The sequence below is a fragment of the Pedobacter punctiformis genome (assembly GCF_027213715.1).
In the GTDB taxonomy this organism is placed as follows: domain Bacteria; phylum Bacteroidota; class Bacteroidia; order Sphingobacteriales; family Sphingobacteriaceae; genus Pedobacter; species Pedobacter punctiformis.
In genome coordinates this window covers 204,184-229,065 of the sequence record NZ_JAPWGM010000001.1, presented here as the reverse complement: position 1 = coordinate 229,065, position 24,882 = coordinate 204,184, and the positions used below count along the sequence as shown (strand labels likewise).

The following is a 24,882-nucleotide window of genomic DNA, read 5'->3' as shown; positions in this document are numbered from 1 at the left end:
AGTCACTTATATTTGCCGCCATGTCGGTATTGCTGTTTACCCTTATCGTTTTAATTGGTGCTTTTTTAGCTGGCTTACTAGGTTCTTTAACAGGGCTTGGCGGAGGCGTAATTATTATTCCTTTATTAACGCTGGCTTTAGGTGTAGATATTCATTATGCCATTGGTGCGTCTATTGTTTCGGTTATTGCAACTTCATCCGGTTCAGCAGCTGCTTATGTAAAAGAGGGGATAACCAATATCAGGATAGGCATGTTTCTGGAAATTGCAACTACGGTTGGCGCTGTTTGTGGCGCTATTGTGGCTGTTTATTTAAATCCGGATTATATAGCAGTTATTTTTGGCTGTATCTTAATCTTCTCTGCAATTATGACCCTGAAGAAAAAGGTAGATCATACCACGCAGGATAACACCGATAAATGGGCAAAATTTTTTAAACTGAATGGTTCTTATCCGGATAAAGGAAAAGAACATACATATGCTGTAAAAAATGTTCCGGGTGGTTTTTTTATGATGCTTTTTGCGGGTACACTCTCCGGTTTGCTTGGTATTGGCAGTGGTGCATTAAAAGTAATTGCAATGGATAACATTATGCGTTTGCCTTTCAAGGTATCAACCACCACCAGTAATTTTATGATGGGGGTTACTGCCGCGGCAAGTGCAATTGTTTATTTACACCGCGGCCAGATAGATCCGGGCATTGCCATGCCGGTTTGTATTGGCGTTTTAACTGGTGCAACCATTGGTTCGAAAATATTAATTAAAACTAAAACAGATAAACTGAAAGTTGTATTTGCAGTGGTTGTTGTTTTTCTGGCCATTCAAATGATTTATAAAGGTTTAAGCGGAGCAATGTAATGGGTACAGTAAATAAAGATAACTTAAACGATAAAGATATTCAGCTTATTCTGGGTACACTTTTGCGTGCAGGCGTAATTATTTCGATGAGTATTGTGCTGATTGGCGGCATCATTTATTTGGTACACAATAATGGTGTAATTGCCGATTATAAAGTTTTTAAACCTGAGCTTTCAAAATTTGCTTCAATTGCTTCAATTTTTAAAGGCGTTTTAACATTTCATGGTGATGCAATTGTACAATTTGGTGTACTGATGCTGATCTTTACGCCGATTGCCCGTATTGTTTTTGCATTATTCAGCTTTTTAATTGAACGTGATTACCTATATGTAGTCATTGGTTTGATTATATTAGCCATCATAACCATCAGTTTAAATGGTGGTTTGGCACATTAACTCCATCATTTAAGCTAAGTACCCATCTATCAGCAATTTATTTGAAAAAATATTTGGCTAACTATTTGAAAATTAATAATTCTTGTCTATCTTTGCCGTCCCTTTCGGGGGATGCACAACCACCTTGAACGAAGCCCTACTGCTTCGATGGGTGTTAAAATTAAAAGATAAAATGTCAGGAATTATTGGAAAAAAAGTAGGAATGACCAGTATCTTCGATGCAGACGGACGTAATATTCCATGTACTGTAATCGAGGCTGGGCCTTGTGTAGTTACACAAGTGAAGACCGAAGAAAAAGACGGGTATTCATCTATTCAGTTAGGATATGATGAGAAAAAAGAGAAAAACACAACTCAACCGTTAAAAGGCCATTTCGCGAAAGCAAACACAACTCCAAAACGCAAGCTGGTAGAATTCAACTCATTTACAACTGAACTTAATTTAGGTGATGTAGTAACTGTTGATGCATTCGTAGAAGGCGATTTTGTTGATGTTGTAGGTACCTCAAAAGGTAAAGGTTTTCAAGGTGTTGTAAAACGCCACGGATTTGCCGGTGTTGGTATGCAGACTCACGGTCAGCACAACCGTTTACGTGCCCCAGGTTCATTGGGAGCATCATCATTCCCTTCACGTGTATTCAAAGGAATGCGCATGGCTGGAAGAACAGGTGGAGACAGGGTAAAAGTTCAAAACTTACAAGTTTTGAAAGTTTATGCTGAGCAAAACTTATTAGTAGTTAGTGGTTCCATTCCAGGAGCTAAAGGTTCTTACGTAATCTTAGATAAGTAATCAGATGGAAGTTAAAGTATTAAACATTTCAGGTAAAGAAACAGGTGCCAAGGTGCAACTTCCTGAATCGGTATTTGGTATCGAGCCTAACGACCACGCGATTTATTTAGATGTTAAACAGTATTTGGCTAACCAACGTCAAGGTACTCACAAATCTAAACAACGTAATGAGATTGCTGGTTCTACCCGTAAACTATACAAACAAAAAGGTACAGGTGGTGCCCGTGCCGGTAGCATTAAATCTCCATTATTCAATGGTGGTGGTCGTGTTTTCGGTCCTCAGCCACGTGATTACAGTTTTAAATTAAATAAGAAATTAAAATCATTAGCACGTAAATCAGCTTTAGCTTATAAAGCAAAAGATAACAACGTGGTAATTTTAGAAGATTTTAACTTCGATACCATTAAAACTAAAAACTTTACAAATTTAATCGCTGCGTTAAACGTAGGTAACGAAAAAACTTTGTTGGTTTTACCTGCACAAAATAATAATATCTATTTATCAAGCAGAAACGTTCAGAAAACTAAAGTAATTACTGCAGCAGATTTAAATACTTATGATGTATTAAACGCTGGCGTACTTGTGTTAACTGCTGATTCTGTTAAAACTTTGGAGGAGGCGTTTGCCAAGTAATATGGAAATTTTAAAAAAACCAATATTAACCGAAAAAGCTTCAGCTTTAACTGAGAAATCTAACCGTTTCACATTTAGCGTTAACCATAAGGCTAACAAAATCCAGATTAAAGCAGCTATTGAGAAATTGTACGGTGTAACTATCGTTGCAGTTAACACAATGGTTGTTGATGGTAAAGCTAAATCTCGTTACACTAAAGCAGGTTTTGTATCAGGCCGTAGTCCTAAATACAAAAAAGCAATCGTAACGTTGAAAGACGGAGAAACAATAGATTATTACGCAAATCTTTAATTTAATTATTAATTATAACTATGGGCTTAAGAAAATTTAAACCAGTTACTCCGGGAACCCGCTTTAGAGTAGGTGCCAGCTTTACGGAGATTACAGCAACCAAGCCCGAAAAATCATTGGTTGTATCATCAAAAAAGTCTGGTGGACGTAACAATACAGGAAAGATGACTATGCGCTACATGGGTGGTGGTCACAAAAAATCTTACCGTTTGATTGATTTCAAACGTGATAAGTTTGATATTCCTGCAACAGTAGCTACTGTTGAATACGATCCAAACCGTACTGCCCGCATTGCATTATTAGTTTATGCAGATGGCGAGAAGCGTTACATTATTGCTCCTGAAGGATTGCAGGTAGGTTCGAAATTAGTTTCGGGCGATACAGCAGCTCCAGAAGTAGGTAACACTTTAAAATTATCAAACATTCCATTAGGTTCCATCATTCATAATGTTGAGATCCATCCTGGAAAAGGAGCACAATTGGCTCGTAGTGCAGGTGCTTATGCACAATTAGCTGCCCGCGATGGTAAATACGCTACTTTAAAAATGCCTTCAGGCGAAACCCGTTTAATTTTAACCACTTGTTTAGCTACAATCGGTGCGGTATCTAACTCAGATCACGCAAACGAAGTATTAGGTAAAGCTGGTCGTAAACGTTGGTTGGGCCGTCGTCCGAGAACAAGACCGGTAGCGATGAACCCAGTAGATCACCCAATGGGTGGTGGTGAAGGTAGATCATCAGGTGGTCACCCTCGTTCAAGAAATGGTATTTTAGCTAAAGGCTACAAAACCAGAGAACTTAAGAAATATTCTAATCGTTACATCATAGAGAGAAGGAAGAAATAATGGCTCGTTCGATAAAAAAAGGACCTTATATTGACCATAATGTAGAGAAAAAAGTAAACTCTATGAATGATGCAGGTAAAAAAACTGTAATCAAAACTTGGTCTCGCAGATCAATGATTTCTCCGGATTTCGTAGGTCATACATTTGCAGTACACAACGGAAATAAATTTATCCCTGTGTACGTAACAGAAAACATGGTTGGTCACAAGTTGGGAGAATTTGCTCCAACCAGAACATTCAGAGGACACGCTGAAAAGAAAAAATAATTAGACAATGGAAGCAATAGCAAAATTAAACAATTGTCCAACCTCACCGCGTAAGATGCGTTTGGTTGTAGATCTTATCAGAGGTGAACGTGTAGAAAAAGCATTAAGCATTTTAAAGTTTACCAACAAAGAAGCAGCAATAAGAGTTCAAAAATTATTATTATCTGCAATTAAAAACTGGGAAGCTAAAAATGAAGGTGCCCGTCCTGAAGAAAGTCAACTATTTGTGAAAACAATTATGGTTGATGGAGGCCGTCAGCTTAAACGCTTACGTCCTGCACCTCAAGGCCGTGGATATAGAATTCGTAAACGTTCTAACCACGTAACGCTGATTGTAGATAGTAAAAATACAGAAACAACTCAAAACTAATTTTAGGAAATGGGACAAAAAGCAAATCCAATAGGTAACAGGTTAGGTATCATCAAAGGATGGGATTCTAACTGGTTCGGTGGCAACAACTACTCCGATAAATTAGTTGAAGATGAGAAAATAAGAAAATACCTTTCTGCCCGTATTGCAAAAGGCGGCGTTTCAAAAGTAGTTATCGAACGTACGTTAAAACGCATCACGGTAACTATCCACACAGCTCGTCCGGGTATTGTAATTGGTAAAGCAGGTGCTGAGGTTGATAAAATCAAAGAAGAGTTAAAGAAATTGACTAAAAAGGAAATTCAAATTAACATCTTTGAAATTAAACGTCCTGAGCTTGATGCACAATTAGTTGCAGAAGGTGTTGCAAAACAATTAGAAGCAAGGATCTCATTCCGTAGAGCAATGAAATCTTCTATCGCATCAACCATGCGTATGGGTGCTGAAGGTATTAAAATCATGACTTCTGGTCGTTTAGGTGGTGCTGAGATGGCACGTACTGAGCAGTACAAAGAAGGAAGAGTGCCTTTGCATACATTCCGTGCTGATATTGACTATGCTTTAGCTGAAGCTTTAACCACTTATGGTAAAATCGGTGTTAAAGTATGGATCTGTAAAGGTGAGGTTTATGGAAAACGTGATTTGTCTCCAAACATTGGTGCAGCAAACAACGGTCCAAAAGGCCAGTCAGATAAACCAGCATTCGGTGGAAGAGATAACAGAGGTGGTGGAAGAGACAACCGTGGCGGCGGTGGTAACGACAGACGTGGTGGAAACCAAGGCGGCGGTCGTGGTCCAGGCCAGGGTGGTGCAAACAGAGGTGGTGGCGCAGGCGCTAACAGAGGTCCTCGTAAATAATTGATTTATTAACAACATCGTTTAACGATTAGAACAAAATAAAATGTTACAGCCAAAAAGAACGAAGTTCAGGAAGATGCAAAAAGGCAGAATGAAAGGTTTAGCTTCACGTGGAGCTGAATTAGCATTCGGATCTTTTGGTATCAAATCTTTAGAAGCCACTTGGATCACAAGTCGCCAGATAGAGGCTGCCCGTATTGCCGTAACTCGTTTCATGAAACGTGAAGGCCAGGTATGGATCAGGATTTTCCCGGATAAACCGGTAACTAAAAAACCTGCTGAAGTACGTATGGGTAAAGGTAAAGGTGCTCCTGAGTACTGGGTTGCAGTAGTAAGACCAGGACGTGTAATTTTCGAAGCTGAAGGTGTGCCTTTAGAAGTTGCTAAAGAAGCATTACGTTTAGCCGCACAAAAATTACCAATCCAAACAAAATTTGTAGTACGTAGAGATTACGTAGAAGCATAGTAAAGATTTAAGATGAATGTTGTAAATACTTGTTTTTTATAACCGCTACACTTAAACGTAAAAGAAAAATAAAAATGAAAAATTCAGAAATCACAGGGCTTTCAAAAGAAGAATTAGTAGCTAAGATTACGGAAGAAAAAGAGAACTTATCAAAATTGAAGTTCGCTCACACTATTTCAGCTATCGAAAATCCTTCACGTATTGCAAAAGTAAGGAAAGATATAGCCCGTTTAAATACTGAACTGACTAAGGTGAAAAACGCTGAGTCAGCTACTGAAACTAAATAATTTGAGAGTCGAAATGGAAAGACAATTAAGAAAAACAAGAACCGGGTTGGTGGTGAGCAACAAGATGGATAAATCTGTTGTAGTGAGCGTTGAGCGTAAAGTAAAGCACCCGATTTATGGTAAGTTCGTTAAGAAAACTACCAAATTTATGGCTCACGACGAGAAAAACGAATGTGGTATCGGTGATACTGTATTAATTATGGAAACTCGTCCTTTGAGTAAAAATAAGAACTGGAGATTAGTACAAATTTTAGAGAGGGCTAAATAAGATGGTACAACAGGAATCAAGATTAAACGTTGCTGATAATAGCGGCGCAAAAGAAGTATTAGTTATTCGTGTACTAGGTGGTACAGGTAAACGTTATGCTTCAATTGGAGATAAAGTAGTTGTTACCGTAAAAAGCGCATTACCTTCAGGTAATATCAAAAAAGGTACGGTTTCTAAAGCAGTAGTTGTTAGAACTAAAAAAGAAATCCGTCGTAAAGATGGTTCTTATATTCGTTTTGATGATAATGCAGCAGTATTATTAAACGCACAGGATGAGCCACGTGGTACACGTATCTTTGGCCCGGTTGCGAGAGAGTTGCGTGAAAAACAATTCATGAAAATTGTATCATTAGCACCGGAGGTATTATAAAATGGGAAACAAAGTAAATACACCATCAAAATTAAAAATCCGCACAGGAGATTTAGTTAAAGTAATTGCTGGCGATTCAAAAGGTCAACAAGGAAAAGTACTTTCAGTACAAATAGATAAAAACAGAGCCATTGTAGAAGGCATTAACTTAGTATCTAAACATACTAAACCAAATGCTGCAAATCCGAACGGTGGTATTATTAAAAAAGAGGCTGCTCTTCACATTTCTAACTTGATGTTGGTTGATCCAAAATCTGGTAAAGCTACCCGCGTTGGTCGTAAACTAAATGCTGATGGTAAATTAGTTAGAGTTGCTAAAATTTCAGGAGAGGAGATTAAATAATGGCTACACCTAGATTAAAAAGCAAATACAAAGAAGAAGTTGTAAATGCACTAAAAGAAAAATTCCAGTACAAAACTGTAATGCAGGTTCCTAAATTACAAAAGATCTGTATTAATCAGGGAGTTGGTCGTTTTTCTGTTACAGATAAAAAAGTTGTGGATAGCACAATTGTTGAATTGACTACTATTACAGGTCAGCAAGCAGTTCAGGCTCAATCCAAAAAAGATATCTCTAACTTTAAATTACGTAAAGGTATGCCTGTTGGTGTACGCGTTACTTTACGTGACAACAATATGTATGAGTTCTTAGATCGTTTGATCTCTGTAGCTTTGCCACGTATTCGTGATTTCAAAGGTATTAATGATAAAGGCTTTGATGGAAAAGGTAACTATACTTTAGGAGTTACTGAGCAAATCATCTTCCCTGAGATTAATATCGATAAAATCAATAAAATTTTAGGTATGGATATAACTTTCGTAACTTCGGCCAATTCTGATGTTGAGGCTTTAGAGTTATTGAAACAATTCGGATTACCATTTAAAAATCAAAAAACAGCAGAATAATGGCAAAAGAAGGTGTAAAAGCACGCGAAGTTAAGCGCCAAAAATTGGTAGCTAGATACGCTGAAAAACGTGCAGCTTTAAAAGCAGCAGGAGATTTTGAAGGTTTAGATAAATTACCTAAAAACTCTTCACCGGTACGTTTACACAACCGTTGTAAATTAACAGGCCGTCCACGTGGATATATGCGTACCTTTGGTATTTCAAGGGTAACTTTCCGCCAAATGGCATTAGACGGTAAAATACCAGGTGTTAAAAAAGCATCTTGGTAATATAGTATAAAGCTCAAAGCTTAAAGTCTAAAGCGTTTATTCGCTTTGGGCTTTAGTCTTTTGGCTTTCAGCTTAAAACAGAATTTTAACCGATAGCAGGTCCCACCGTTGGGTAACGGAAGGAAACCACTATCAAAAACAATAAAAATGAATACAGATCCAATAGCAGATTATTTAACAAGAGTAAGGAATGCCATTAAGGCCAACCACAGAGTTGTAGAAATTCCTGCATCAAACCTTAAAAAGGAAATTACTAAAGTACTTTTTGATAAAGGTTACATCGCGAATTATAAATTTGAGGATACTACCGCTCAAGGCACCATCAAAATTGCTTTGAAGTACAATCCAATAACTAAAATTCCTGCTATTCGTACATTAGTGCGAGTAAGTAAACCAGGTTTGAGAAACTATGCAGGCGTTGAAAATATGCCAAGAGTATTAAACGGTTTAGGTATCGCAATCTTATCTACTTCTAAAGGTGTAATGACTGATAAAGAAGCAGCCAAATTAAACATTGGTGGTGAGGTATTGTGTCACGTTTATTAATAATTAGGAGAACAGCACAATGTCAAGAATAGGAAAAGCCCCAATTACAATCCCTGCAGGTGTTACAATTACCGTATCAAAAGATAATGTAGTAACTGTAAAAGGCCCTAAAGGTGAATTAACACAAGCAGTAGATTCAGATATCACTGTAAGTCAGGAAGACGGAATTTTAACAGTAAGCCGTCCTTCAGAGCAAAAGAAACACAAAGCATTACATGGTTTATACCGTTCATTGCTTAACAACATGGTTGTTGGTGTAACAGAAGGTTATAAATTACAACAAGAATTAGTAGGTGTTGGTTACCGTGCTACAAACCAGGGTAATACACTGGATTTAGTTTTAGGTTATTCTCACCACTATGTATTCCAATTACCAGAAGAGATTAAAGTAACAACTACATCAGAAAAAGGTCAGACTCCTAAAATCATTTTAGAAAGTATTGACAAGCAATTGATCGGTCAGGTAGCAGCGAAAATCCGTTCGTTACGTGCACCAGAGCCATATAAAGGTAAAGGTATCAAGTTTGTAGGTGAAGTGTTAAGAAGAAAAGCAGGTAAATCAGCATCTAAAAAATAGTAATCATGGCAGGTAAAAAATTATCAAGAAGAGATCGTATAAAAAAAGGGATCAGAAAAAGACTTACTGGTTCTGAGGAACGTCCAAGGTTATCTGTATATAGAAGCAATAAAGGTATTTATGCTCAGGTAATTAACGATGTAACCGGTACAACAATAGTATCAGCATCATCTTTATCTAAAGATTTTTCTGGCACAGGAAATAAAAGCGAACAATCAGTGGCTGTAGGTAAATTAGTTGCCGAAAAAGCAATCGCTGCTGGTGTAAAAGAAGTTGTTTTCGATAGAAACGGCTACTTATACCATGGTCGTATCAAATCGTTGGCAGAGGGTGCCCGCGAAGCTGGTTTAGTATTTTAATCTGAAGAAAAAGTAAGATGTCAACTATCAATATAAAAAGAGTAAAAACCACCGATATCGAATTAAAGGATCGTTTGGTTAGTATACAACGTGTTGCCAAAGTAACTAAAGGTGGCCGTACTTTCAGCTTTTCAGCAATTGTTGTTGTAGGTGATGAAAACGGTGTTGTAGGTTACGGTTTAGGTAAAGCGAAAGAGGTAACTGAAGCCATTGCAAAAGGTGTGGATGATGCCAAAAAGAACTTGGTAAAAGTTCCGGTTTTAAACGGTACTGTTCCTCACGAGCAAATCGGTAAATTCTCAGGTGGTTTTGTTTTAATCAAACCAGCTGCAGTAGGTACCGGAGTAATTGCTGGTGGTGCAATGCGTGCTGTTTTAGAGAGTGCTGGTATTCATAACGTACTTGCAAAATCTAAAGGATCATCTAACCCACACAACGTGGTAAAAGCAACTGTTGATGCATTAACTAAAATGCGTGATGCTTATACAGTAGCTCAAACTCGTGGTGTAGATTTAAACAAAGTATTTAACGGATAATATAATGGCTAAGATCAAAATAACACAAATAAAAAGCGTTATCGACAGAAGCGAGCGCCAAAAAAGAACCGTTCAGGCTTTGGGTTTATCTAAAATGAACCAAAGTGTTGAGGTAGAGGCTACTCCGCAAATTATCGGAATGGTTAGAAAAGTAAACCATTTGGTAGCTGTAGAAGCTATATAATTTTTTTTAAGTTTGTATCCGTTATTAGTACGGATACAAATTTTTCATTATTAATCGTTGTACCTGTTTAGTGAAAGCGAAGGGCAACACAAATTCAAAAAAATGAATTTAAGTAATTTAAAACCTGCAAAAGGTTCTACAAAAAACAGTAAAAGAATTGGCCGTGGTACTGGTTCAGGCCGTGGTGGTACTTCAACACGTGGTCACAAAGGTGCTGGTTCACGTTCTGGTCACTCAACTAAAATTGGTTTTGAAGGTGGTCAAATGCCTTTACAACGTCGTGTACCTAAAGTTGGTTTTAAACCAATTAACCGTACAGAGTATGTTGGTGTAAACTTAGATGTTTTGCAAAACTTAGCTGAAAAATTCAGCTTAAAAACAATTGATTTTGCTACTTTGCAAGAGCACGGTTTAGCTTCAAAAAATGACTTAGTAAAAGTATTAGGTCGTGGTGAAGTTAAAGCAAAATTAGAAGTTACAGCACATGCGTTTTCTGCAACCGCACAAAAAGCTATTGAAGCAGCAGGTGGTTCAATTGTAAAATTGTAATTATTAAATGAAGAAGCTATTTACTACTTTAAGTAATATCTGGAAAATTCAGGAATTAAAAGAGCGTATATTGTTTACGCTCTTAATTCTTTTGGTATACCGTTTCGTATCTCACGTGGTTTTACCAGGTGTTGATCCAACTGCTCTTGGCGAAAACGAAAAGTCAGGTATCTTAGGCTTACTCGATATGTTTGCCGGAGGATCTTTCTCTCGTGTGTCCATTTTGGCATTGGGCGTAATGCCTTACATTTCTGCATCTATTGTGGTGCAGTTGTTAGGTATTGCTGTTCCTTCATTCCAAAAGATGCAGAAAGAAGGCGAAAGTGGTAGAAAGAAAATGAACCAGATTACCCGCTATTTAACCGTAGCGATTACTGTCGTTCAATCCATTGGTTATGTGAAAACCCAAATCATAGATCCACATCCCGGAGCTGTTTTGATTTCATCTATTACCTTATTTTACGCTTTATCAGTAACTGTATTAACTGCAGGTACTTTATTCGTAATGTGGTTAGGTGAAAAAATTACAGATAAAGGTATTGGTAATGGTACTTCACTAATTATTATGGTTGGTATTATTGCCCGCTTACCATTGGCTATCAGTCAGGAATTTAGTGCTCGTGTTGGATCTTCAAGTGAAGGTGGTGGCCCGGTTGCATTGGTTTTAGAGATTGTAGCTTTGTTTGCGGTAGTGATGTTTACTATTTTAATTGTTCAGGGTGTACGTAAAGTGCCTGTACAATATGCGAAAAAGATTGTTGGTAACCGTCAGTTTGGTGGTGTACGTCAGTACATTCCATTAAAAGTAAACGCTGCAGGTGTTATGCCAATTATTTTTGCACAAGCTTTAATGTTTATTCCTGGCGCTTTAATGTCGTTTGCTCCTTCTTTGCAAGGATCATGGTTAATCCAGTTCAGCAATACAACTTCATTGGCTTATAGCTTAACATTCGCATTTTTAATTATTGCATTTACTTTCTTCTATACGGCCATCACGGTTAATCCAACTCAAATGAGTGACGATATGAAGAAAAATGGTGGTTTTATTCCGGGCATTAAGCCAGGATTTGCAACATCAACTTTTATTGATGATGTAATTTCTAAAATTACTTTTCCAGGTGCAGTATTTTTAGCAATCATAGCTATTCTGCCTTCGATAGCAGTTAAGTTTGGAATTAAACAAGAATTTGCACACTTCTTTGGCGGGACATCATTACTGATTTTAGTAGGCGTAGTGTTAGATACTTTACAACAAATTGAAAGTTATCTGTTAATGCGTCACTATGATGGTTTAATGAAAACGGGTAGGGTTACTGGCAGAACAGGTATTCCTGCAGCCAGCAGCAATGCAGCGTTGTAGTTCCGGAGGATGTCTAAAATTTATTACAAATCTCTTGAAGAGATCGAGTTAATAAGAGAAAGTTCATTGCTTGTTTCTAAAACCTTAGCCGAAGTGGCTAAAGTAATTAAAGCAGGCATGACAACTTTACAATTGGATAAGCTAGCTTATGAGTTTATAAGTGATCATGGAGCAATCCCGGCATTTTTAAATTATAACGGCTTTCCAAACTCTTTATGTATCTCGCCTAATGAGCAGGTTGTTCATGGTTTTCCAAGCGAGTACATTATACAGGAAGGCGATTTAATTTCGGTTGACTGCGGTGTAATTAAAAACGATTATTTTGGCGATTCGGCATATACTTTTTCCATTGGAGAGGTTAGTGAAGAAAAGAAAAAATTAGTTGAAGTTACTAAACGTTGCCTGGAATTAGGCGTTGAGAAAGCTGTTGCCGGAATGCGTATTGGAGATATCGGTTTTGCGGTACAACAACATGCTGAAGCCAACGGATTTGGTGTAGTAAGAGAACTTGTAGGACATGGTGTTGGCGTAAAACTTCATGAGAAGCCAGAAGTTCCGAATTATGGAAAACGCGGTGCAGGACCAAAACTTGAAGAAGGAATGGTTATTGCAATTGAGCCAATGATTAATGCAGGCGTTGCCGGCGTTAAATTCCACAATGACGGATGGACAGTAACCAGTAAAGACAATAAACCATCAGCACATTTTGAACACACAGTAGCGATTAAAAAGGGTCAGGCAGACGTTTTATCAACCTTTTCTATAATAGAAGAAGTTTTACAACAAAAAAAATAAATAATTAAAATTTTTTATTTAATTTTGCAACCCTGTTTAGAAGCAGCTAATTAAGTAACAATCAATAAAATATGGCTAAACAAGCCTCAATTGAACAAGACGGAGTAATAAGGGAAGCATTATCCAATGCAATGTTCCGGGTAGAACTTGAGAACGGGCATGAGATTATTGCGCACATTTCAGGCAAGATGCGGATGCACTACATCAAAATTCTTCCTGGAGACAAAGTGAAATTGGAGATGTCGCCTTATGATTTAACAAAAGGACGCATCACTTATAGATATAAATAAAATGAAAGTTAGATCATCAATTAAAAAACGTAGCGCTGATTGTAAGATTATTCGCCGTAAAGGAAAACTTTACGTAATTAACAAGAAAAATCCTAAATACAAACAACGTCAAGGGTAATTAAAAATATTGTAATGTACCGTACAACGGTGGCCCGCCGTTCGGAATTACTCAAAAACATAAATAAATATGGCAAGGATTTCAGGTATTGATTTACCAAGAAACAAAAGAGGAGAGATCGGTTTAACCTATATCTACGGAATAGGCAGAACAACTGCTCAGCGTATATTAACGCAGGCAGGTATCGATTTTAGCAAAAAAGTACAAGACTGGTCTGATGATGAATTATCAGCTATCCGTACAATGATCAACGATGAGATTAAAGTAGAAGGTGCTTTACGCTCAGAAGTTCAGTTAAACATTAAACGTTTAATGGATATTGGTTGTTACCGTGGTTTACGTCACAGAAAAGGTTTACCTTCTCGTGGTCAGCGTACTAAAAACAACTCACGTACACGTAAGGGTAAGAGAAAAACAGTTGCTAACAAGAAAAAAGCTACTAAATAATAATTAGTAGAACGTAATAAACATGGCTAAGAGTAAAAAAGTAACAAAAAAACGTATCGTTGTAATTGAGCCTGTTGGACAGGCCCATATCAATGCTACCTTCAACAACATTATCGTTACCTTAACAAACAACAACGGACAAACCATTTCATGGTCGTCTGCTGGTAAAATGGGCTTTAAAGGTTCTAAAAAGAACACTCCGTATGCAGCTGGTCAAGCAGCTTCAGATTGCGGTAAAGTTGCGTTTGATTTAGGTTTACGTAAAGTTGAAGTATTTGTAAAAGGTCCGGGTTCAGGTCGTGAATCTGCAATCAGAACTTTACAGGTAGCAGGTATCGAAGTAACATCTATTAAAGATATTACTCCACTTCCTCACAACGGATGTCGTCCTCCTAAAAAGAGAAGAGTTTAATTAATTTTAAAGCTAAGAATCTTCAGCTACAGGTTGAATGATACTTTAAAACAGAAAAAAAATGGCAAGATATACAGGCCCCAAAAGTAAAATCGCCCGTAAATTCAGAGAACCAATTTTCGGTCCTGATAAGGCGTTAGAAAGAAAAAATTATCCTCCTGGGCAACATGGCTCATCAAAAAGAAGAGGAAAACAATCTGAGTATGCGATCCAGTTAATGGAGAAACAAAAAGTAAAATACACTTATGGTGTGTTAGAGAAGCAGTTCAGTAACTTGTTTAAAAAAGCGTCTTCACGTGCTGGTATTACCGGTGATAATTTATTACAATTATTAGAAGCACGTTTAGATAACACTGTATACCGTTTAGGTATTGCAACCACCCGTTCTGGTGCACGTCAGTTAGTTAGCCATAAACACGTAACAGTGAATGGTGAAGTTGTAAATATCCCTTCATATCAGTTAAAAGCTGGTGATGTAATTGCGGTTCGTGAAAAATCTAAATCTTTAGAATCAATCACAAACTCTGTAGCTGGAAGAACGATTAATAAGTTTGCCTGGTTAGATTGGAACGCAAGTGAATTAAGCGGCAAGTTTTTAACTTATCCACAACGCGACGAGATTCCTGAAAACATCAAGGAAAACTTAATCGTCGAGTTATACTCGAAGTAATTCATAATCTTGTTAATTGCCTCAAAAGGGCAATTAACTTTTTTTATGTTACCATATATTCAATAACGAATTTAAAAAAATATAAATGGCAATTTTAGCATTTCAGAAACCAGATAAAGTGATCATGCAGAAATCAACAGATTTCGATGGCACATTTGAATTTCGTCCTTTAGAGCCCGGTTTCGGTGTAACAATTGGTAATGCCTTAAGAAGAATCTTATTGTCTTCACTAGAAGGTTATGCCATTACTACTATTCGTTTTTCAGGCGTTTCGCATGAGTTTTCTACTATTAAAGGTGTTGTAGAAGATTTAACTGATATCATTTTAAACTTAAAACAAGTTCGTTTTAAGAAAACTGGTGATTCTGGCGATTCTGAGAAAGTTTTCATTATCGTTAATGGCCAGGATCAGTTTCAGGCTGGTGATATCACTAAGTTTTCTAATAACTTTACTGTTTTGAACCCTGAGCATGTAATTTGCAATATGGACAAATCGGTAACTTTAGAAGTGGAATTAACCATCAATAAAGGACGTGGTTATGTACCTGCTGAAGAAAATAAAGTTGCTGACGCTGTAGTTGGTGTTATTGCGATCGACTCGATCTATACTCCAATGAAAAACGTTAAATACACGATTGAAAACTTCCGTGTAGAACAAAAAACAGATTACGAGAAATTGGTTTTAGATATTTCTACTGATGGTTCAATTCATCCGGAAGAAGCATTAAAAGAAGCGGCTAAGATCCTTATCCAACACTTTATGTTATTCTCTGATGAGAACTTAGTATTAGAGTCTCAGGCTAAAGAAGAAACTAAAGAGGTTGACGAGGAAATTTTACACATGCGTAAAATCCTTAAAACTGAATTAGTAGATATGGATCTTTCAGTTAGAGCATTAAACTGCTTAAAAGCTGCTGATATCCGTACTTTAGCTGATTTAGTTTCTTATGATGTTGCTGATATGTTAAAATTCAGAAACTTCGGTAAAAAATCTTTAACAGAGATTCAGGAACTTGTAAAATCAAAAGGTTTATCATTTGGTATGAACCTGTCTAAATTTAAATTAGACGAAGAATAAGATTAGTCATAAGCCCTTAGTTGGAAGTTAATATCTTCTTGCTAATGACTTAACTAGTATAAAATAATTTTTCACAGTGTATAAATCCCTCGCAAAGAGACGGTATACACTTAATTAAAAAACAATGAGACACGGTAAAAAAGTAAATCACTTAGGCAGAACCGACAGCCACAGAAAAGCGATGTTAGCAAACATGGCTATATCTTTAATTAAGCACAAAAGAATTACTACAACTTTAGCGAAAGCTAAATCGTTACGTATGTATGTTGAGCCAATCATTACTAAATCTAAAAATGATACAACTCACTCACGTCGTACAGTATTCTCTTATTTACAAGATAAAGAAGTGATCACAATATTGTTCCGCGAAGTAGCTGAAAAAGTTGCTAACCGTCCAGGTGGTTATACTCGTATCATTAAATTAAACAACCGTTTAGGTGATAACGCTGAAATGGCTTTAATTGAATTGGTAGATTTCAACGAAGTTTACGGTAAAGGTGTAGAAGTTAAAGAAGAGAAGAAAACAACCCGTCGTGGTAAAAGCAAAGCTGCTGCTGCTCCAAAAGCTGCTAAAGCAAAAGCTGAAACTACGGAAGAAGTTGCTCCTGCTGAAGAAGCTCCTGCTACTGAAGAACCAAAAGGCGAATAATTTAATTCCCTTTATAATATTAAAAAAGTCCTGTTCGAAAGAGCAGGACTTTTTTTGTTTATGAGAATTTTGAATTAAAATTAGCTGTTTTCAGGTAGGGCAAATTGCTCTTCCATTGTTAATTATTAAAAATGATTAATAAAGGCATATACTCAAACGTTTGTCTCATTTTTTCATTACACACTAATATTTCCTTGAGTATGTATAAATTAGCCTAAAATCAATTCATCATGAAATTTAAGCTTTTTATTGCATTCGTAACCATCTTAAGCGGATTATCAGCTCACTCACAAACTATAAAATATACCAACGGGAATAATCAGTGGAATGCTGATTCTCTGGGAAATCACCGGGTTGTGATTTTGTATAATGGTACAGGCAGCGTAGCGCATGCAAAAATAGATTGGCGCCGCAGAGATACTCATCCTGAAAATAAAAGAATCATTATACAGGATGCGTCCGGTAAAAGTATTCCAAATACTTATGCCGATCATGTAACGCGTGAAAGTGTTGATCTTTATTTTGATGCAAAAAGCGGTAAGGGTAAATATTACGCGTATTATTTACCATCCGTTAACGAAGGACGAGATAATTACCCTAAAGGCGTTTATTTAAAACCAGAGAATAAGGCAGGTCAAAGCTGGATAAATGAAGCTAAAAATACGGTCGTTAATGCTTCAGCCTCTGAAATTCAATCTATTGATTCGTTCAATTCTTTTTATCCTATGGAAGTAATTGCAACCGCAAAAGAAACCGCCGCTGTTAAAGCCAAAGCTAAAACAGAATCATTTATCATTTTTCCTGAGGATAGAATGTATCCAATTAAAATGCAAAGTGATTTACCTTATCGCTGGATACAAAAAGGAAATTCAAATTCGTTTTCTGGTACTGCAGCTAAAGGCGAAAATTATGCTTTTCAGTTAGGTGTTTTTGCTTTAAAAGATTTGCAAAATCTTGAAGTTTCTTTCGGAAGTCTTAAAAGTACTTCAGGCAAAAGCATTGATGCCAAATATATTAATTGCTTAAATAACAAAGGCACGAGCTACGACAATAAGCCTTTGACAGAGGTTGTAAATGTTAAAAATGGCAACATTCAACCCATGTGGATTACGGTTGATGTTCCGAAATCGACATCTCCGGGCATTTATGCCGGAAAATTTACGGTTAAGGCCAATGGAAAATCAAAAGTAATTGATGTTAAGCTTTCTGTAAGTAATGAAGTTTTAGCAGATGCAGGTGTGGGTCAGCCAAATAAACAAACCCGTTTAACCTGGCTAAACTCTACCATGGCGCAGCAAAATACAGTTGTTGCACCTTTTACTCCTTTAACCGTTGAAGGAAATGTAATTTCTTTACTGGGTAGAAAATTTGAATTGAATAACGATGGATTCCCAAAACAAATCCAAACTTATTTTAATTCAGAGATGACCGGATATAACGAAAAACCTAATAATATTTTAGCAGAACCAATTCATTTTCATTTTTATAATACCCCAAAAACACAAGAAAAACTGACGGCTAGCAATCTCCAAATTACAAGTAAAGAAGCGGGAACAGTAAAATGGACCGCTACCAATACATCCGATAATTTAAAAATGGATGTTGGGGGTGCTTTGGAATTTGATGGATACGTACATTATGTTGTTAAAGTTACGGCACTGAAAGATGTAGAATTTAGCAATGTTGATTTTCACATTCCTTTTGAAAAAGGTTCTACTAAATATTTGATGGGTTTAGGAGAGAAAGGTGGTGTTAGACCGGATACTGTAAAATGGAAGTGGGATGTTGCACATAAAAACCAGGACGCCGTTTGGGTTGGAAATGTAAATGCAGGTTTGTACTATAACTTGAGAGATGAAAACTACGTTCGCCCGCTAAATACTAACTTTTACCTGCAGAAGCCTTTATTATTGCCAAAATCATGGGGTAACGGAGATAAAGGTGGAATCCAGATTAATGTAAAAGGCAGTTCAATGCTTGCTGATAATTTTACAGGAAGCAGAAGTATGAAAAAAGGAGATGTACTTTATTACAACTTCAATTTATTAATTACGCCGTTTCACTTAATTAATACAGAATTTCAGTGGGACAACCGTTTTTATCATAAATACGGTGATTTGGATTCAATCAAAGCAACCGGAGCAACGGTAGTTAACATTCACCATGCTACACCAATTAATCCATGGATTAATTATCCGTTTATTGAGTGGAAAAAAATGAAATCTTATATTGACGATGCCCATCAGAAAGGATTGAAAGTAAAGATTTATAATACCGTGAGGGAGCTTTCCAATCATGCTTACGAACTACCTGCTTTGCGTAGTCTGGGTACAGAAGTTTATTCTCCGGGAAAAGGTGGTGGATTTAGCTGGTTGCAGGAGCATTTAGACTCTAATTACATTGCAGCTTGGTTTGTACCCGAAATTAAGGATGCTGCCATTATAAACAGCGGAATGAACCGCTGGCATAACTACTACGTGGAGGGCATGAACTGGCTGGTTAACAATGTAGGGATTGACGGTGTTTATTTAGATGATGTAGCTTTCGACCGAATTACCATGAAACGTATTAAACGTGTATTAACCGCGAATAATCACCCGGGTATTATTGACCTGCATTCGGCTAACCAATTCAATAAAAGCGATGGTTTTAACAACAGTGCAATCCTGTACCTTGAACATTTCCCTTATTTAAACCGCTTGTGGTTTGGGGAGTATTTTGACTACAACAAAAATAACCCTGATTTCTTCTTAACGGAAGTAAGCGGTATTCCTTTTGGTTTAATGGGCGAGATGCTTCAGGATGATGGTAACCCATGGAGAGGAATGATTTATGGTATGACAAGTCGTTTGGGCTGGTCAGAGAAAAGTGACCCAAAACCTTTATGGAAGGCATGGGATAATTTTGGAATCAAGGGTTCAGAATTGATTGGCTATTGGAGTGATGACTGTCCGGTTAAAACCGATAACCCTAAAGTACTGGCCACTGTTTATAAGAAACAAGGCAAAGTTATGATTGCCCTTGCAAGCTGGGCAGATACTGATGTGAAAGTAGACCTGAATATCGACTGGGCAAAATTGGGATTAAATGCCGGACAGGTGAAAATTACAGCACCCGCTATTGATAAATTCCAGATTGCCGGAAACTATCCTGATGGTAAATCTATTTCTGTTGATAAGGGTAAAGGTTTGATTTTAATAGTAGAATAGCCGTTTGACAAAACAAAAGCGTTGCCATCGTAAGGTGCAACGCTTTTGTTTATAGACTAATGTTTTTTAGTTAGATCTTAACATTCTGCATGCCATATTGTTTTAACACATCATCCGGTACGCCGGTCCATTGGTTGGGCGCATTACCTGCATAACCAATATCTTTAACGCCAATTTCTGAAGTATAAAAGCCCGAAGCTGTAAGACTTCTCATGCGCTTAAAGAAAGTAACACCTGCCTGCATTTCAGGTCTGGCTTTTTTAGGATAAGCAATTTCATCAATAACAGAAATCTGTTCTTTTTCAGAAGTTTCTATAAATGGTTTTTGAAATTTGTTCATGCAATAAACATCCAGCCATTTTAAGCCACCACGCATGGGTACCTGATGTTCCGGTATATCTTTTACAATAAACTCAATAAAATCAGGGACTTTAGCGTCTGATGCACTACCCGAAATATCATCTTTTGGAATAATAATATCAGCTAAAATGGTTATGGTTGCCATTTCATGTTTGGTGAAAAATGTCTCGGCTTTTAATTTTTTATCCCGGTCTATTTCCCATTCTTCTCTGCCTGCCTCTTTTGCAGTTTCTTCCGGAGTTTCGACTGCAGTTTTGGTTTCAGGTTGTTTACAGGCATCAATTAATACGGTTGTACTTAATGCGGTAAGGCCTAATGCTTTTATGGAATCACGTCTGTTCATAAGGTAATTCTTTAAATGTTTTGTTTTTTCTTCTCAGCTAATATGTATTCAGCTGTTCTCATTGATAAGGCTAAAATTGTCCAGGTGGCATTTTTATCCCCTTGTTGCACAAAAGGACCTGCATCTACCACAAATAAGTTTTTGCAGTCGTGTGCCTGACAATATTTATTCAATGCCGATTTTTTAGGATCATCGCCCATGCGAATGGTTCCAACTTCATGTATAATTTTACCCGGTGCTTCCAGTCCATAATTGGTTTCTGCTCCCTGTATTTTCGAAGTCACTACGGCACCCATTTCTTTCATAATAGAAAGGAAAGTTTCCTGCATATGTTTTGCCTGGTTAATTTCTTCCTGTGCCCACTTGTAATGAAATCTTAAAACCGGAATCCCATATTTATCAACTACATCAGGATCAATTTCACAATAATTATCTGCTCTGGCAATGGCTGTACCACGACCGGCCATACCAACGCCTGTACCATAAAAGCGGCGATAATCGTCTTTAAGCGAAGCACCGTAACCTCCGGCATCTTTCATTTTGCCATTTCTGTCGGGCACCAAACCATTCATTGTTGGTACACCGCCACCAAAACCATATGAAGGCATACCCATGCCGCCGCCATACTCAATATGATAACCTCTAGGGAAGTTTAGTTTTTTATTATCAAGCCACCATGGTGAGTAAATATGTACACTGCCCACACCGTCTTCATTATAGCGTTTCCGGTCCATTAACTGAGGCAGGAAGCCTGAAACACTTGCTCCTGTAGAATCGTGTAAATATTTGCCAACTACGCCACTGCTATTGGCTAAACCACCAGGGTGATGACTGGACTTTGAATTTAAAAGAATCCTTGCAGATTCGCAGGCGCTGGCACCTAAAATAACCAGTTTACCATTAACCTGATATTCCTGTAAATCTTTTCGGTTTACATAAGAAACACCTTTAGCTGTACCATCTTTATCGGTAATTACTTCGCGAACCATTGCATCTGTAATTACAGTTAAATTACCTGTTTTCACCGCAGGAATAACCAGGCAGGATGATGCAGAAAAATCGCCATAAACCTTACAGCTTCTTCCGCACTGGCCACAATAAAAACAAGGTGCCCGGTCATTATTGCCTTTTATAGATTCAGTCATAACTGCACCACGGCCGGTAATTACCCTTACCCCAGCTTTTTCAGCACCTTTTTTGATAAATAATTCATTTAAACGTGGCTTTGGTGGTTTCATAAAAATTCCATCCGGCTCACTTTCTATACCTTCTACCGTTCCATAAATTCCAATCATCCTGTCCACCTTATCGTAAAAAGGTTTTACATCAGCGTAGGTAATTGGCCAGTCATCTGTTAAACCATCTTTAGGTTTAAAATCATCCGGTCCCATTCTAAGCGAAATTCTGCCCCAATGGTTGGTTCGGCCGCCAAGCATTCTGGATCTGAACCACTCAAACTCTGTTTTATCCTTTGTGGTATAGGGTTCACCTTCTAATTCCCAGCCACCATAAGAAGCATCGAAATCTCCAAAGGGTCTGACTGTTCCTGCACCACGGCGTGGAGATTCCCAGGGCCATTTTAACTGATGTGCATCTAATCTGGGGTCGAAATACTGACCAGCTTCAAGCATTAAAACTTTTTGTCCTGCATTGGCTAGAACGTAAGCGGCCATACCGCCGCCAGCACCGGAACCTACAACAATCGCATCGTAAACAGTAGGCGATTTTTTTATCTGAAATTCACTCATATATGTTGGTTAGAAATAAATGATGCTCTAATCTAGTCTTAAAAAATGTAAATTAAAAGGGTTTCAATTGTTAATAATAATTCTAAATATTGTGCTTTTAAGTATTAACTAAATCGTATTACCTATAAAACCTTGTCATTCTAATTTAAATGCTTGTTGACTATAATTTAGCGTTGAAAATTAAATCAGAAAGTCGCTCAATTGTTACATTCCTTACATTAAAGGAGGGCTAAAAATAAAGTTGTTTATCTTTGAACTTTAATTTGCATTATGCCGGTAGCTGAAAATATAAATCAATTTACATCAAAAATTTCAAATAGTCTGTCTAATCATCAGTTCGTGAAAATTTCTATGGGAAATTATCAGGGAGATGAAGCAGACTTAAAACAGATTTTGATTCGTAGTGTTGAAATCAAAAGAGAAGCCAAGCTGGCTTTTACTTTTCGCTATAAAACCCGCGATATTGTTAAAAATTTCGCAATTGAGGAAGGCCTTAACCTATTGAGCGAATACCTTACAAAGGGATTTAAAGTAGCAACCTTATTTACAACTCAAGCCGATTTTATTTTCGAGATTAAAAAGGATAATCACATTGTAATCAGAGAAACTGCTCCGGTAACAAAGGAGAAGCCATCTGTTTCGCACGATAAACAAAAGCAAAGACAGATCGGCACAACTGAAAAGCAATATTTGGTTGATTTAAAAATTACCGATGATGCAGGTGCAGTTTTTAAAAATGCGCAGGATAAGTACAAACAGATTAATCATTATATTGAGATTTTAAGCCCACTGATTAAAGAAGTACCGGATGGCGAAATAAAACATGTTGTGGATATGGGATCGGGCAAAGGCTATTTAACTTTTGCGCTTTACGATTATTTGCACCAGGTATTGAACCTAAATACTAAGATTACGGGCGTGGAGTATCGCCAGGACATGGTTGATCTTTGTAATCAAATTGCGGCGAAATCTAAATTTGATGAATTAGATTTTGTACAGGGTACTATTCAGGATTATGATGCCGGCAATATAGATTTACTAATTGCTTTACATGCCTGCGATACAGCAACGGATGACGCAATTTATAAAGGCATAAAGGCTGATGCAAAGTTAATTGTAGTTGCACCTTGCTGCCATAAGCAAATCAGAAGAGAAATCGAGAAAAATAAGGTGTCAAATGATGTTTCTTTCTTAACAAAATACGGAATCTTTTTAGAGCGTCAGGCAGAAATGGTAACTGATGGGATAAGGGCTTTGATTCTTGAATATTTCGGATATAAAACCAAAGTTTTTGAATTTATTTCTGATGCGCATACGCCAAAGAATGTGCTTGTGGTAGGTGTGAAGAAAGCAGAAAGTTTAAAGACTAAAGCGGAGAGTGAAAGACAAGCGGAAGTTTTAGAAAAGATTAAAGATAGCAAAGCGTACTTTGGCATTGGTCATCATCACTTGGAGAAACTATTGAATCTCTAATCATTATGGAAATAGAACACAATGTTTATATTAATCAGGAGTTAAAGCAATCGTTTTTAAATTCCAACTGGTACGATACTGCAAGCCCATATCAATGGTGTATTAATGCATTAAAGAATTTGAAAGATGAAATCGATTTAAGTAAACGTGTTGAAATTATTAGCAATGGCGTAACTTATAAAATTATTAATAATGCTGACTTTAAAAACTGGATAGAGCAAGTGTTTTTCGGTGGTTTTGAAAAATATGTTTTCGATTAATTTTCTCTTTAAACATAAATCCAAAGTAGTACTGGTTTCTTTTTTGTTTTTAATAAGGCATCTATTTTACGCATGGTTGCATCAGATAAAACCGGACAACCTGCACTTACCCCAAATACCGTTTGTGGATAAACTTCCCGATCAGATACAGGTGTGTAGGAATGTAAAACAACAATCCGCTTAAACGCATTACTGTTTGTTTTTTCCAAACCATACATTTTGTAATGAATATTAATGCCCCAGTTACTGTATGCTCTTCCTTTCACTTTGTATTTGCCTAAAGAAGTGCAATAACTACCTTCTTTGTTGCTGAAAACAGGTTTGTTTGCAGTGCTTCCACCACCACTTCCGTGAACGCAAATGCCTTCTGTAATAATTTTCTGGTTTTTAAAATCATAAACAAATAACCTGTTTTTGCCTGAATGTATACTCATATCGACCATAATACACATGGAAGTATCAAAGTTATTCTTTTTGCAAAAAGCCAATGCTTCGTTAATTTTTACAGCATCAATTTTTGATGAAAGAGGACGGGAAAAGCAAAGAATAAATAAAAGCAACAAAAGTTTTTGCATGGACTATAATTTTTGCAAAAGAATTAAAGCTAAACCTATTGCCGCTGGAACGGATTGTACAAACAGAATTTTTTTACTCGCTGTTGCAGCTCCATAAAGGCCGGCAACGAAAACGCAGCCCAAAAAGAAAATAGCCACATTGCTTTGCCAGATTTGATCGCAAATAAATAAAGACCAGATTAAGCCTGCAGCTAAAAATCCATTATAAAGCCCTTGATTTGCAGCCAGCGATTTGGTTGGCAGGAAAAGTTCTTTAGGGAAGTTTCTGAATACTTTAGGTGCTCTGGTTGTCCAGGCAAACATTTCTAACCAAAGAATATATAGGTGAATAAAGGCTACCAGGCCAATTACAATTTGAGCAGCTAATTGCATATTGTTTTTATTTTAAATATATCTTTTTTTATTGGTTTAGCGTGGCTTTTCCCTCATTTGCCCTTTCAATAAATAGTTTTTAATCTCTGTTGAACGCTG

General features: G+C 37.1%; 38 protein-coding genes. 34 read left to right on the top strand and 4 right to left on the bottom strand.

Annotated features, from left to right (window positions below; all coding sequences use genetic code 11):
- The first annotated feature begins 20 nt into the window (after window positions 1-20).
- The 32 genes from O0955_RS01045 (at window position 21) to O0955_RS00890 (ending at window position 19,652) form a co-directional block, all read left to right on the top strand.
- A complete protein-coding gene (locus O0955_RS01045) occupies window positions 21-857 on the top strand; it encodes a sulfite exporter TauE/SafE family protein (RefSeq protein ID WP_269425674.1) in 837 nt (278 codons plus the stop codon).
- Window positions 857-1,252, top strand: coding sequence for a DUF1634 domain-containing protein (locus O0955_RS01040; RefSeq protein ID WP_269425673.1), 396 nt, complete (start codon window positions 857-859; stop codon window positions 1,250-1,252). Before O0955_RS01045 ends, O0955_RS01040 begins: the two co-directional genes overlap by 1 nt.
- 172 nt (window positions 1,253-1,424) lie before the next feature.
- Window positions 1,425-2,042, top strand: coding sequence for a 50S ribosomal protein L3 (gene rplC / locus O0955_RS01035; RefSeq protein ID WP_269425672.1), 618 nt, complete (start codon window positions 1,425-1,427; stop codon window positions 2,040-2,042).
- Window positions 2,043-2,046: 4 nt separating this feature from the next.
- Complete coding sequence (gene rplD / locus O0955_RS01030) at window positions 2,047-2,676, top strand: 50S ribosomal protein L4 (RefSeq protein ID WP_269425671.1); 630 nt, start codon at window positions 2,047-2,049, stop codon at window positions 2,674-2,676.
- A 1-nt stretch (window position 2,677) separates the two neighbouring features.
- Window positions 2,678-2,968 (top strand): 50S ribosomal protein L23, encoded by a 291-nt coding sequence (gene rplW / locus O0955_RS01025; RefSeq protein ID WP_131538670.1) that lies wholly within the window; start codon window positions 2,678-2,680, stop codon window positions 2,966-2,968.
- 20 nt (window positions 2,969-2,988) lie between these two features.
- Window positions 2,989-3,813 (top strand): 50S ribosomal protein L2, encoded by an 825-nt coding sequence (gene rplB / locus O0955_RS01020; RefSeq protein WP_131538671.1) that lies wholly within the window; start codon window positions 2,989-2,991, stop codon window positions 3,811-3,813.
- A complete protein-coding gene (rpsS, locus tag O0955_RS01015) occupies window positions 3,813-4,079 on the top strand; it encodes a 30S ribosomal protein S19 (RefSeq protein WP_131538672.1) in 267 nt (88 codons plus the stop codon). Before rplB ends, rpsS begins: the two co-directional genes overlap by 1 nt.
- Window positions 4,080-4,086: 7 nt before the next feature.
- Entirely contained in the window at window positions 4,087-4,449 is a 363-nt protein-coding gene (rplV, locus tag O0955_RS01010; RefSeq protein ID WP_131538673.1) for a 50S ribosomal protein L22, read from the top strand.
- Between the two features lie 9 nt (window positions 4,450-4,458).
- Window positions 4,459-5,307, top strand: coding sequence for a 30S ribosomal protein S3 (gene rpsC, locus O0955_RS01005; RefSeq protein WP_269425670.1), 849 nt, complete (start codon window positions 4,459-4,461; stop codon window positions 5,305-5,307).
- A 43-nt stretch (window positions 5,308-5,350) separates the two neighbouring features.
- Window positions 5,351-5,773: a 50S ribosomal protein L16 gene (rplP, locus tag O0955_RS01000; RefSeq protein ID WP_010599903.1), complete on the top strand. Its 423-nt coding sequence runs from the start codon at window positions 5,351-5,353 to the stop codon at window positions 5,771-5,773.
- A 74-nt stretch (window positions 5,774-5,847) separates the two neighbouring features.
- A complete protein-coding gene (gene rpmC, locus O0955_RS00995) occupies window positions 5,848-6,060 on the top strand; it encodes a 50S ribosomal protein L29 (protein ID WP_199157600.1) in 213 nt (70 codons plus the stop codon).
- Window positions 6,061-6,073: 13 nt separating this feature from the next.
- Window positions 6,074-6,328 carry a 30S ribosomal protein S17 gene (gene rpsQ / locus O0955_RS00990; RefSeq protein WP_010599901.1) on the top strand — a complete coding sequence of 85 codons (255 nt, stop codon included), beginning with the start codon at window positions 6,074-6,076 and terminating at the stop codon, window positions 6,326-6,328.
- A gap of 1 nt (window position 6,329) precedes the next feature.
- Window positions 6,330-6,698, top strand: coding sequence for a 50S ribosomal protein L14 (rplN, locus tag O0955_RS00985; RefSeq protein ID WP_010599900.1), 369 nt, complete (start codon window positions 6,330-6,332; stop codon window positions 6,696-6,698).
- A 1-nt stretch (window position 6,699) separates the two neighbouring features.
- A complete protein-coding gene (gene rplX / locus O0955_RS00980) occupies window positions 6,700-7,041 on the top strand; it encodes a 50S ribosomal protein L24 (protein WP_131538676.1) in 342 nt (113 codons plus the stop codon).
- Entirely contained in the window at window positions 7,038-7,604 is a 567-nt protein-coding gene (rplE, locus tag O0955_RS00975; protein ID WP_269426589.1) for a 50S ribosomal protein L5, read from the top strand. The genes rplX and rplE overlap by 4 nt, the downstream gene beginning before the upstream one ends.
- The gene (gene rpsN / locus O0955_RS00970; RefSeq protein WP_010599897.1) at window positions 7,604-7,873 is read left to right on the top strand and encodes a 30S ribosomal protein S14; all 270 of its coding nucleotides are present in this window, start codon (window positions 7,604-7,606) and stop codon (window positions 7,871-7,873) included. Before rplE ends, rpsN begins: the two co-directional genes overlap by 1 nt.
- A 147-nt stretch (window positions 7,874-8,020) precedes the next feature.
- Window positions 8,021-8,419, top strand: a complete 399-nt coding sequence (gene rpsH, locus O0955_RS00965) for a 30S ribosomal protein S8 (RefSeq protein ID WP_131538678.1) — start codon at window positions 8,021-8,023, stop codon at window positions 8,417-8,419.
- A gap of 19 nt (window positions 8,420-8,438) precedes the next feature.
- Window positions 8,439-8,996, top strand: coding sequence for a 50S ribosomal protein L6 (gene rplF, locus O0955_RS00960; RefSeq protein ID WP_269425668.1), 558 nt, complete (start codon window positions 8,439-8,441; stop codon window positions 8,994-8,996).
- A 5-nt stretch (window positions 8,997-9,001) separates the two neighbouring features.
- Entirely contained in the window at window positions 9,002-9,355 is a 354-nt protein-coding gene (gene rplR, locus O0955_RS00955; RefSeq protein WP_269425667.1) for a 50S ribosomal protein L18, read from the top strand.
- Window positions 9,356-9,372: 17 nt separating this feature from the next.
- Window positions 9,373-9,891, top strand: coding sequence for a 30S ribosomal protein S5 (rpsE, locus tag O0955_RS00950; RefSeq protein WP_131538681.1), 519 nt, complete (start codon window positions 9,373-9,375; stop codon window positions 9,889-9,891).
- A gap of 4 nt (window positions 9,892-9,895) precedes the next feature.
- Window positions 9,896-10,075, top strand: coding sequence for a 50S ribosomal protein L30 (rpmD, locus tag O0955_RS00945; RefSeq protein ID WP_269425666.1), 180 nt, complete (start codon window positions 9,896-9,898; stop codon window positions 10,073-10,075).
- A gap of 102 nt (window positions 10,076-10,177) precedes the next feature.
- Window positions 10,178-10,624 carry a 50S ribosomal protein L15 gene (gene rplO / locus O0955_RS00940; RefSeq protein ID WP_269425665.1) on the top strand — a complete coding sequence of 149 codons (447 nt, stop codon included), beginning with the start codon at window positions 10,178-10,180 and terminating at the stop codon, window positions 10,622-10,624.
- A gap of 7 nt (window positions 10,625-10,631) precedes the next feature.
- Entirely contained in the window at window positions 10,632-11,984 is a 1,353-nt protein-coding gene (gene secY, locus O0955_RS00935; protein WP_269425664.1) for a preprotein translocase subunit SecY, read from the top strand.
- Window positions 11,985-11,993: 9 nt separating this feature from the next.
- Window positions 11,994-12,779 carry a type I methionyl aminopeptidase gene (gene map / locus O0955_RS00930; RefSeq protein WP_269425663.1) on the top strand — a complete coding sequence of 262 codons (786 nt, stop codon included), beginning with the start codon at window positions 11,994-11,996 and terminating at the stop codon, window positions 12,777-12,779.
- A 71-nt stretch (window positions 12,780-12,850) separates the two neighbouring features.
- Window positions 12,851-13,069, top strand: coding sequence for a translation initiation factor IF-1 (gene infA / locus O0955_RS00925; RefSeq protein WP_010599888.1), 219 nt, complete (start codon window positions 12,851-12,853; stop codon window positions 13,067-13,069).
- A gap of 1 nt (window position 13,070) precedes the next feature.
- Entirely contained in the window at window positions 13,071-13,187 is a 117-nt protein-coding gene (gene rpmJ / locus O0955_RS00920) for a 50S ribosomal protein L36 (RefSeq protein ID WP_010599887.1), read from the top strand.
- A 69-nt stretch (window positions 13,188-13,256) separates the two neighbouring features.
- Entirely contained in the window at window positions 13,257-13,634 is a 378-nt protein-coding gene (rpsM, locus tag O0955_RS00915; protein ID WP_269425662.1) for a 30S ribosomal protein S13, read from the top strand.
- A 22-nt stretch (window positions 13,635-13,656) separates the two neighbouring features.
- Complete coding sequence (rpsK, locus tag O0955_RS00910; protein ID WP_010599885.1) at window positions 13,657-14,046, top strand: 30S ribosomal protein S11; 390 nt, start codon at window positions 13,657-13,659, stop codon at window positions 14,044-14,046.
- A 61-nt stretch (window positions 14,047-14,107) separates the two neighbouring features.
- Entirely contained in the window at window positions 14,108-14,716 is a 609-nt protein-coding gene (gene rpsD / locus O0955_RS00905) for a 30S ribosomal protein S4 (RefSeq protein ID WP_269425661.1), read from the top strand.
- A gap of 85 nt (window positions 14,717-14,801) precedes the next feature.
- The gene (locus O0955_RS00900; protein ID WP_131538688.1) at window positions 14,802-15,794 is read left to right on the top strand and encodes a DNA-directed RNA polymerase subunit alpha; all 993 of its coding nucleotides are present in this window, start codon (window positions 14,802-14,804) and stop codon (window positions 15,792-15,794) included.
- 124 nt (window positions 15,795-15,918) lie between these two features.
- Window positions 15,919-16,443 (top strand): 50S ribosomal protein L17, encoded by a 525-nt coding sequence (gene rplQ / locus O0955_RS00895; protein ID WP_269425660.1) that lies wholly within the window; start codon window positions 15,919-15,921, stop codon window positions 16,441-16,443.
- Between the two features lie 230 nt (window positions 16,444-16,673).
- Window positions 16,674-19,652 carry a glycoside hydrolase domain-containing protein gene (locus O0955_RS00890; RefSeq protein WP_269425659.1) on the top strand — a complete coding sequence of 993 codons (2,979 nt, stop codon included), beginning with the start codon at window positions 16,674-16,676 and terminating at the stop codon, window positions 19,650-19,652.
- 70 nt (window positions 19,653-19,722) lie between these two features.
- Here the strand turns inward: O0955_RS00890 and O0955_RS00885 are convergent, their stop codons facing one another.
- The gene (locus tag O0955_RS00885; protein ID WP_269425658.1) at window positions 19,723-20,355 is read right to left on the bottom strand and encodes a gluconate 2-dehydrogenase subunit 3 family protein; all 633 of its coding nucleotides are present in this window, start codon (window positions 20,353-20,355) and stop codon (window positions 19,723-19,725) included.
- A gap of 11 nt (window positions 20,356-20,366) precedes the next feature.
- Window positions 20,367-22,103 (bottom strand): GMC family oxidoreductase, encoded by a 1,737-nt coding sequence (locus O0955_RS00880; RefSeq protein WP_269425657.1) that lies wholly within the window; start codon window positions 22,101-22,103, stop codon window positions 20,367-20,369.
- A gap of 351 nt (window positions 22,104-22,454) precedes the next feature.
- Between O0955_RS00880 and O0955_RS00875 the strand changes: the two genes are divergently transcribed.
- Together O0955_RS00875 and O0955_RS00870 are read left to right on the top strand one after the other, a co-directional pair.
- Window positions 22,455-23,576 carry a class I SAM-dependent methyltransferase gene (locus tag O0955_RS00875; protein ID WP_269425656.1) on the top strand — a complete coding sequence of 374 codons (1,122 nt, stop codon included), beginning with the start codon at window positions 22,455-22,457 and terminating at the stop codon, window positions 23,574-23,576.
- Window positions 23,577-23,581: 5 nt separating this feature from the next.
- Window positions 23,582-23,836: a hypothetical protein gene (locus O0955_RS00870; RefSeq protein ID WP_269425655.1), complete on the top strand. Its 255-nt coding sequence runs from the start codon at window positions 23,582-23,584 to the stop codon at window positions 23,834-23,836.
- 8 nt (window positions 23,837-23,844) lie between these two features.
- Here O0955_RS00870 and O0955_RS00865 read toward each other — a convergent pair whose 3' ends face one another.
- Together O0955_RS00865 and O0955_RS00860 are read right to left on the bottom strand one after the other, a co-directional pair.
- A complete protein-coding gene (locus O0955_RS00865; RefSeq protein ID WP_269425654.1) occupies window positions 23,845-24,411 on the bottom strand; it encodes a murein L,D-transpeptidase catalytic domain-containing protein in 567 nt (188 codons plus the stop codon).
- Window positions 24,412-24,414: 3 nt separating this feature from the next.
- A complete protein-coding gene (locus tag O0955_RS00860) occupies window positions 24,415-24,783 on the bottom strand; it encodes a DUF1304 domain-containing protein (RefSeq protein ID WP_269425653.1) in 369 nt (122 codons plus the stop codon).
- Window positions 24,784-24,882: the final 99 nt, after the last annotated feature.

Excerpts from the sequence above, each read along its gene's own strand:
- rpsC (WP_269425670.1), top strand. The coding sequence starts at position 4,459 with ATGGGACAAAAAGCAAATCCAATAGGTAACAGGTTAGGTATCATCAAA.
- O0955_RS01045 (WP_269425674.1), top strand. The coding sequence starts at position 21 with ATGTCGGTATTGCTGTTTACCCTTATCGTTTTAATTGGTGCTTTTTTA.
- rplV (WP_131538673.1), top strand. The coding sequence starts at position 4,087 with ATGGAAGCAATAGCAAAATTAAACAATTGTCCAACCTCACCGCGTAAG.
- O0955_RS00890 (WP_269425659.1), top strand. The coding sequence starts at position 16,674 with ATGAAATTTAAGCTTTTTATTGCATTCGTAACCATCTTAAGCGGATTA.
- rplP (WP_010599903.1), top strand. The coding sequence starts at position 5,351 with ATGTTACAGCCAAAAAGAACGAAGTTCAGGAAGATGCAAAAAGGCAGA.
- rplR (WP_269425667.1), top strand. The coding sequence starts at position 9,002 with ATGGCAGGTAAAAAATTATCAAGAAGAGATCGTATAAAAAAAGGGATC.
- rpsE (WP_131538681.1), top strand. The coding sequence starts at position 9,373 with ATGTCAACTATCAATATAAAAAGAGTAAAAACCACCGATATCGAATTA.
- rpmC (WP_199157600.1), top strand. The coding sequence starts at position 5,848 with ATGAAAAATTCAGAAATCACAGGGCTTTCAAAAGAAGAATTAGTAGCT.
- O0955_RS00860 (WP_269425653.1), bottom strand. The coding sequence starts at position 24,783 with ATGCAATTAGCTGCTCAAATTGTAATTGGCCTGGTAGCCTTTATTCAC.
- rpsN (WP_010599897.1), top strand. The coding sequence starts at position 7,604 with ATGGCAAAAGAAGGTGTAAAAGCACGCGAAGTTAAGCGCCAAAAATTG.
- rplF (WP_269425668.1), top strand. The coding sequence starts at position 8,439 with ATGTCAAGAATAGGAAAAGCCCCAATTACAATCCCTGCAGGTGTTACA.
- secY (WP_269425664.1), top strand. The coding sequence starts at position 10,632 with ATGAAGAAGCTATTTACTACTTTAAGTAATATCTGGAAAATTCAGGAA.
- rplB (WP_131538671.1), top strand. The coding sequence starts at position 2,989 with ATGGGCTTAAGAAAATTTAAACCAGTTACTCCGGGAACCCGCTTTAGA.
- rpsS (WP_131538672.1), top strand. The coding sequence starts at position 3,813 with ATGGCTCGTTCGATAAAAAAAGGACCTTATATTGACCATAATGTAGAG.
- rplD (WP_269425671.1), top strand. The coding sequence starts at position 2,047 with ATGGAAGTTAAAGTATTAAACATTTCAGGTAAAGAAACAGGTGCCAAG.
- O0955_RS00880 (WP_269425657.1), bottom strand. The coding sequence starts at position 22,103 with ATGAGTGAATTTCAGATAAAAAAATCGCCTACTGTTTACGATGCGATT.
- rplW (WP_131538670.1), top strand. The coding sequence starts at position 2,678 with ATGGAAATTTTAAAAAAACCAATATTAACCGAAAAAGCTTCAGCTTTA.
- rpsK (WP_010599885.1), top strand. The coding sequence starts at position 13,657 with ATGGCTAAGAGTAAAAAAGTAACAAAAAAACGTATCGTTGTAATTGAG.
- rpmD (WP_269425666.1), top strand. The coding sequence starts at position 9,896 with ATGGCTAAGATCAAAATAACACAAATAAAAAGCGTTATCGACAGAAGC.
- rpsQ (WP_010599901.1), top strand. The coding sequence starts at position 6,074 with ATGGAAAGACAATTAAGAAAAACAAGAACCGGGTTGGTGGTGAGCAAC.
- O0955_RS00870 (WP_269425655.1), top strand. The coding sequence starts at position 23,582 with ATGGAAATAGAACACAATGTTTATATTAATCAGGAGTTAAAGCAATCG.
- O0955_RS00865 (WP_269425654.1), bottom strand. The coding sequence starts at position 24,411 with ATGCAAAAACTTTTGTTGCTTTTATTTATTCTTTGCTTTTCCCGTCCT.
- O0955_RS00900 (WP_131538688.1), top strand. The coding sequence starts at position 14,802 with ATGGCAATTTTAGCATTTCAGAAACCAGATAAAGTGATCATGCAGAAA.
- infA (WP_010599888.1), top strand. The coding sequence starts at position 12,851 with ATGGCTAAACAAGCCTCAATTGAACAAGACGGAGTAATAAGGGAAGCA.
- O0955_RS00875 (WP_269425656.1), top strand. The coding sequence starts at position 22,455 with ATGGGAAATTATCAGGGAGATGAAGCAGACTTAAAACAGATTTTGATT.
- rpsM (WP_269425662.1), top strand. The coding sequence starts at position 13,257 with ATGGCAAGGATTTCAGGTATTGATTTACCAAGAAACAAAAGAGGAGAG.
- rpmJ (WP_010599887.1), top strand. The coding sequence starts at position 13,071 with ATGAAAGTTAGATCATCAATTAAAAAACGTAGCGCTGATTGTAAGATT.
- O0955_RS00885 (WP_269425658.1), bottom strand. The coding sequence starts at position 20,355 with ATGAACAGACGTGATTCCATAAAAGCATTAGGCCTTACCGCATTAAGT.
- map (WP_269425663.1), top strand. The coding sequence starts at position 11,994 with ATGTCTAAAATTTATTACAAATCTCTTGAAGAGATCGAGTTAATAAGA.
- rplX (WP_131538676.1), top strand. The coding sequence starts at position 6,700 with ATGGGAAACAAAGTAAATACACCATCAAAATTAAAAATCCGCACAGGA.
- O0955_RS01040 (WP_269425673.1), top strand. The coding sequence starts at position 857 with ATGGGTACAGTAAATAAAGATAACTTAAACGATAAAGATATTCAGCTT.
- rplN (WP_010599900.1), top strand. The coding sequence starts at position 6,330 with ATGGTACAACAGGAATCAAGATTAAACGTTGCTGATAATAGCGGCGCA.
- rplQ (WP_269425660.1), top strand. The coding sequence starts at position 15,919 with ATGAGACACGGTAAAAAAGTAAATCACTTAGGCAGAACCGACAGCCAC.
- rpsD (WP_269425661.1), top strand. The coding sequence starts at position 14,108 with ATGGCAAGATATACAGGCCCCAAAAGTAAAATCGCCCGTAAATTCAGA.
- rplC (WP_269425672.1), top strand. The coding sequence starts at position 1,425 with ATGTCAGGAATTATTGGAAAAAAAGTAGGAATGACCAGTATCTTCGAT.
- rplO (WP_269425665.1), top strand. The coding sequence starts at position 10,178 with ATGAATTTAAGTAATTTAAAACCTGCAAAAGGTTCTACAAAAAACAGT.
- rpsH (WP_131538678.1), top strand. The coding sequence starts at position 8,021 with ATGAATACAGATCCAATAGCAGATTATTTAACAAGAGTAAGGAATGCC.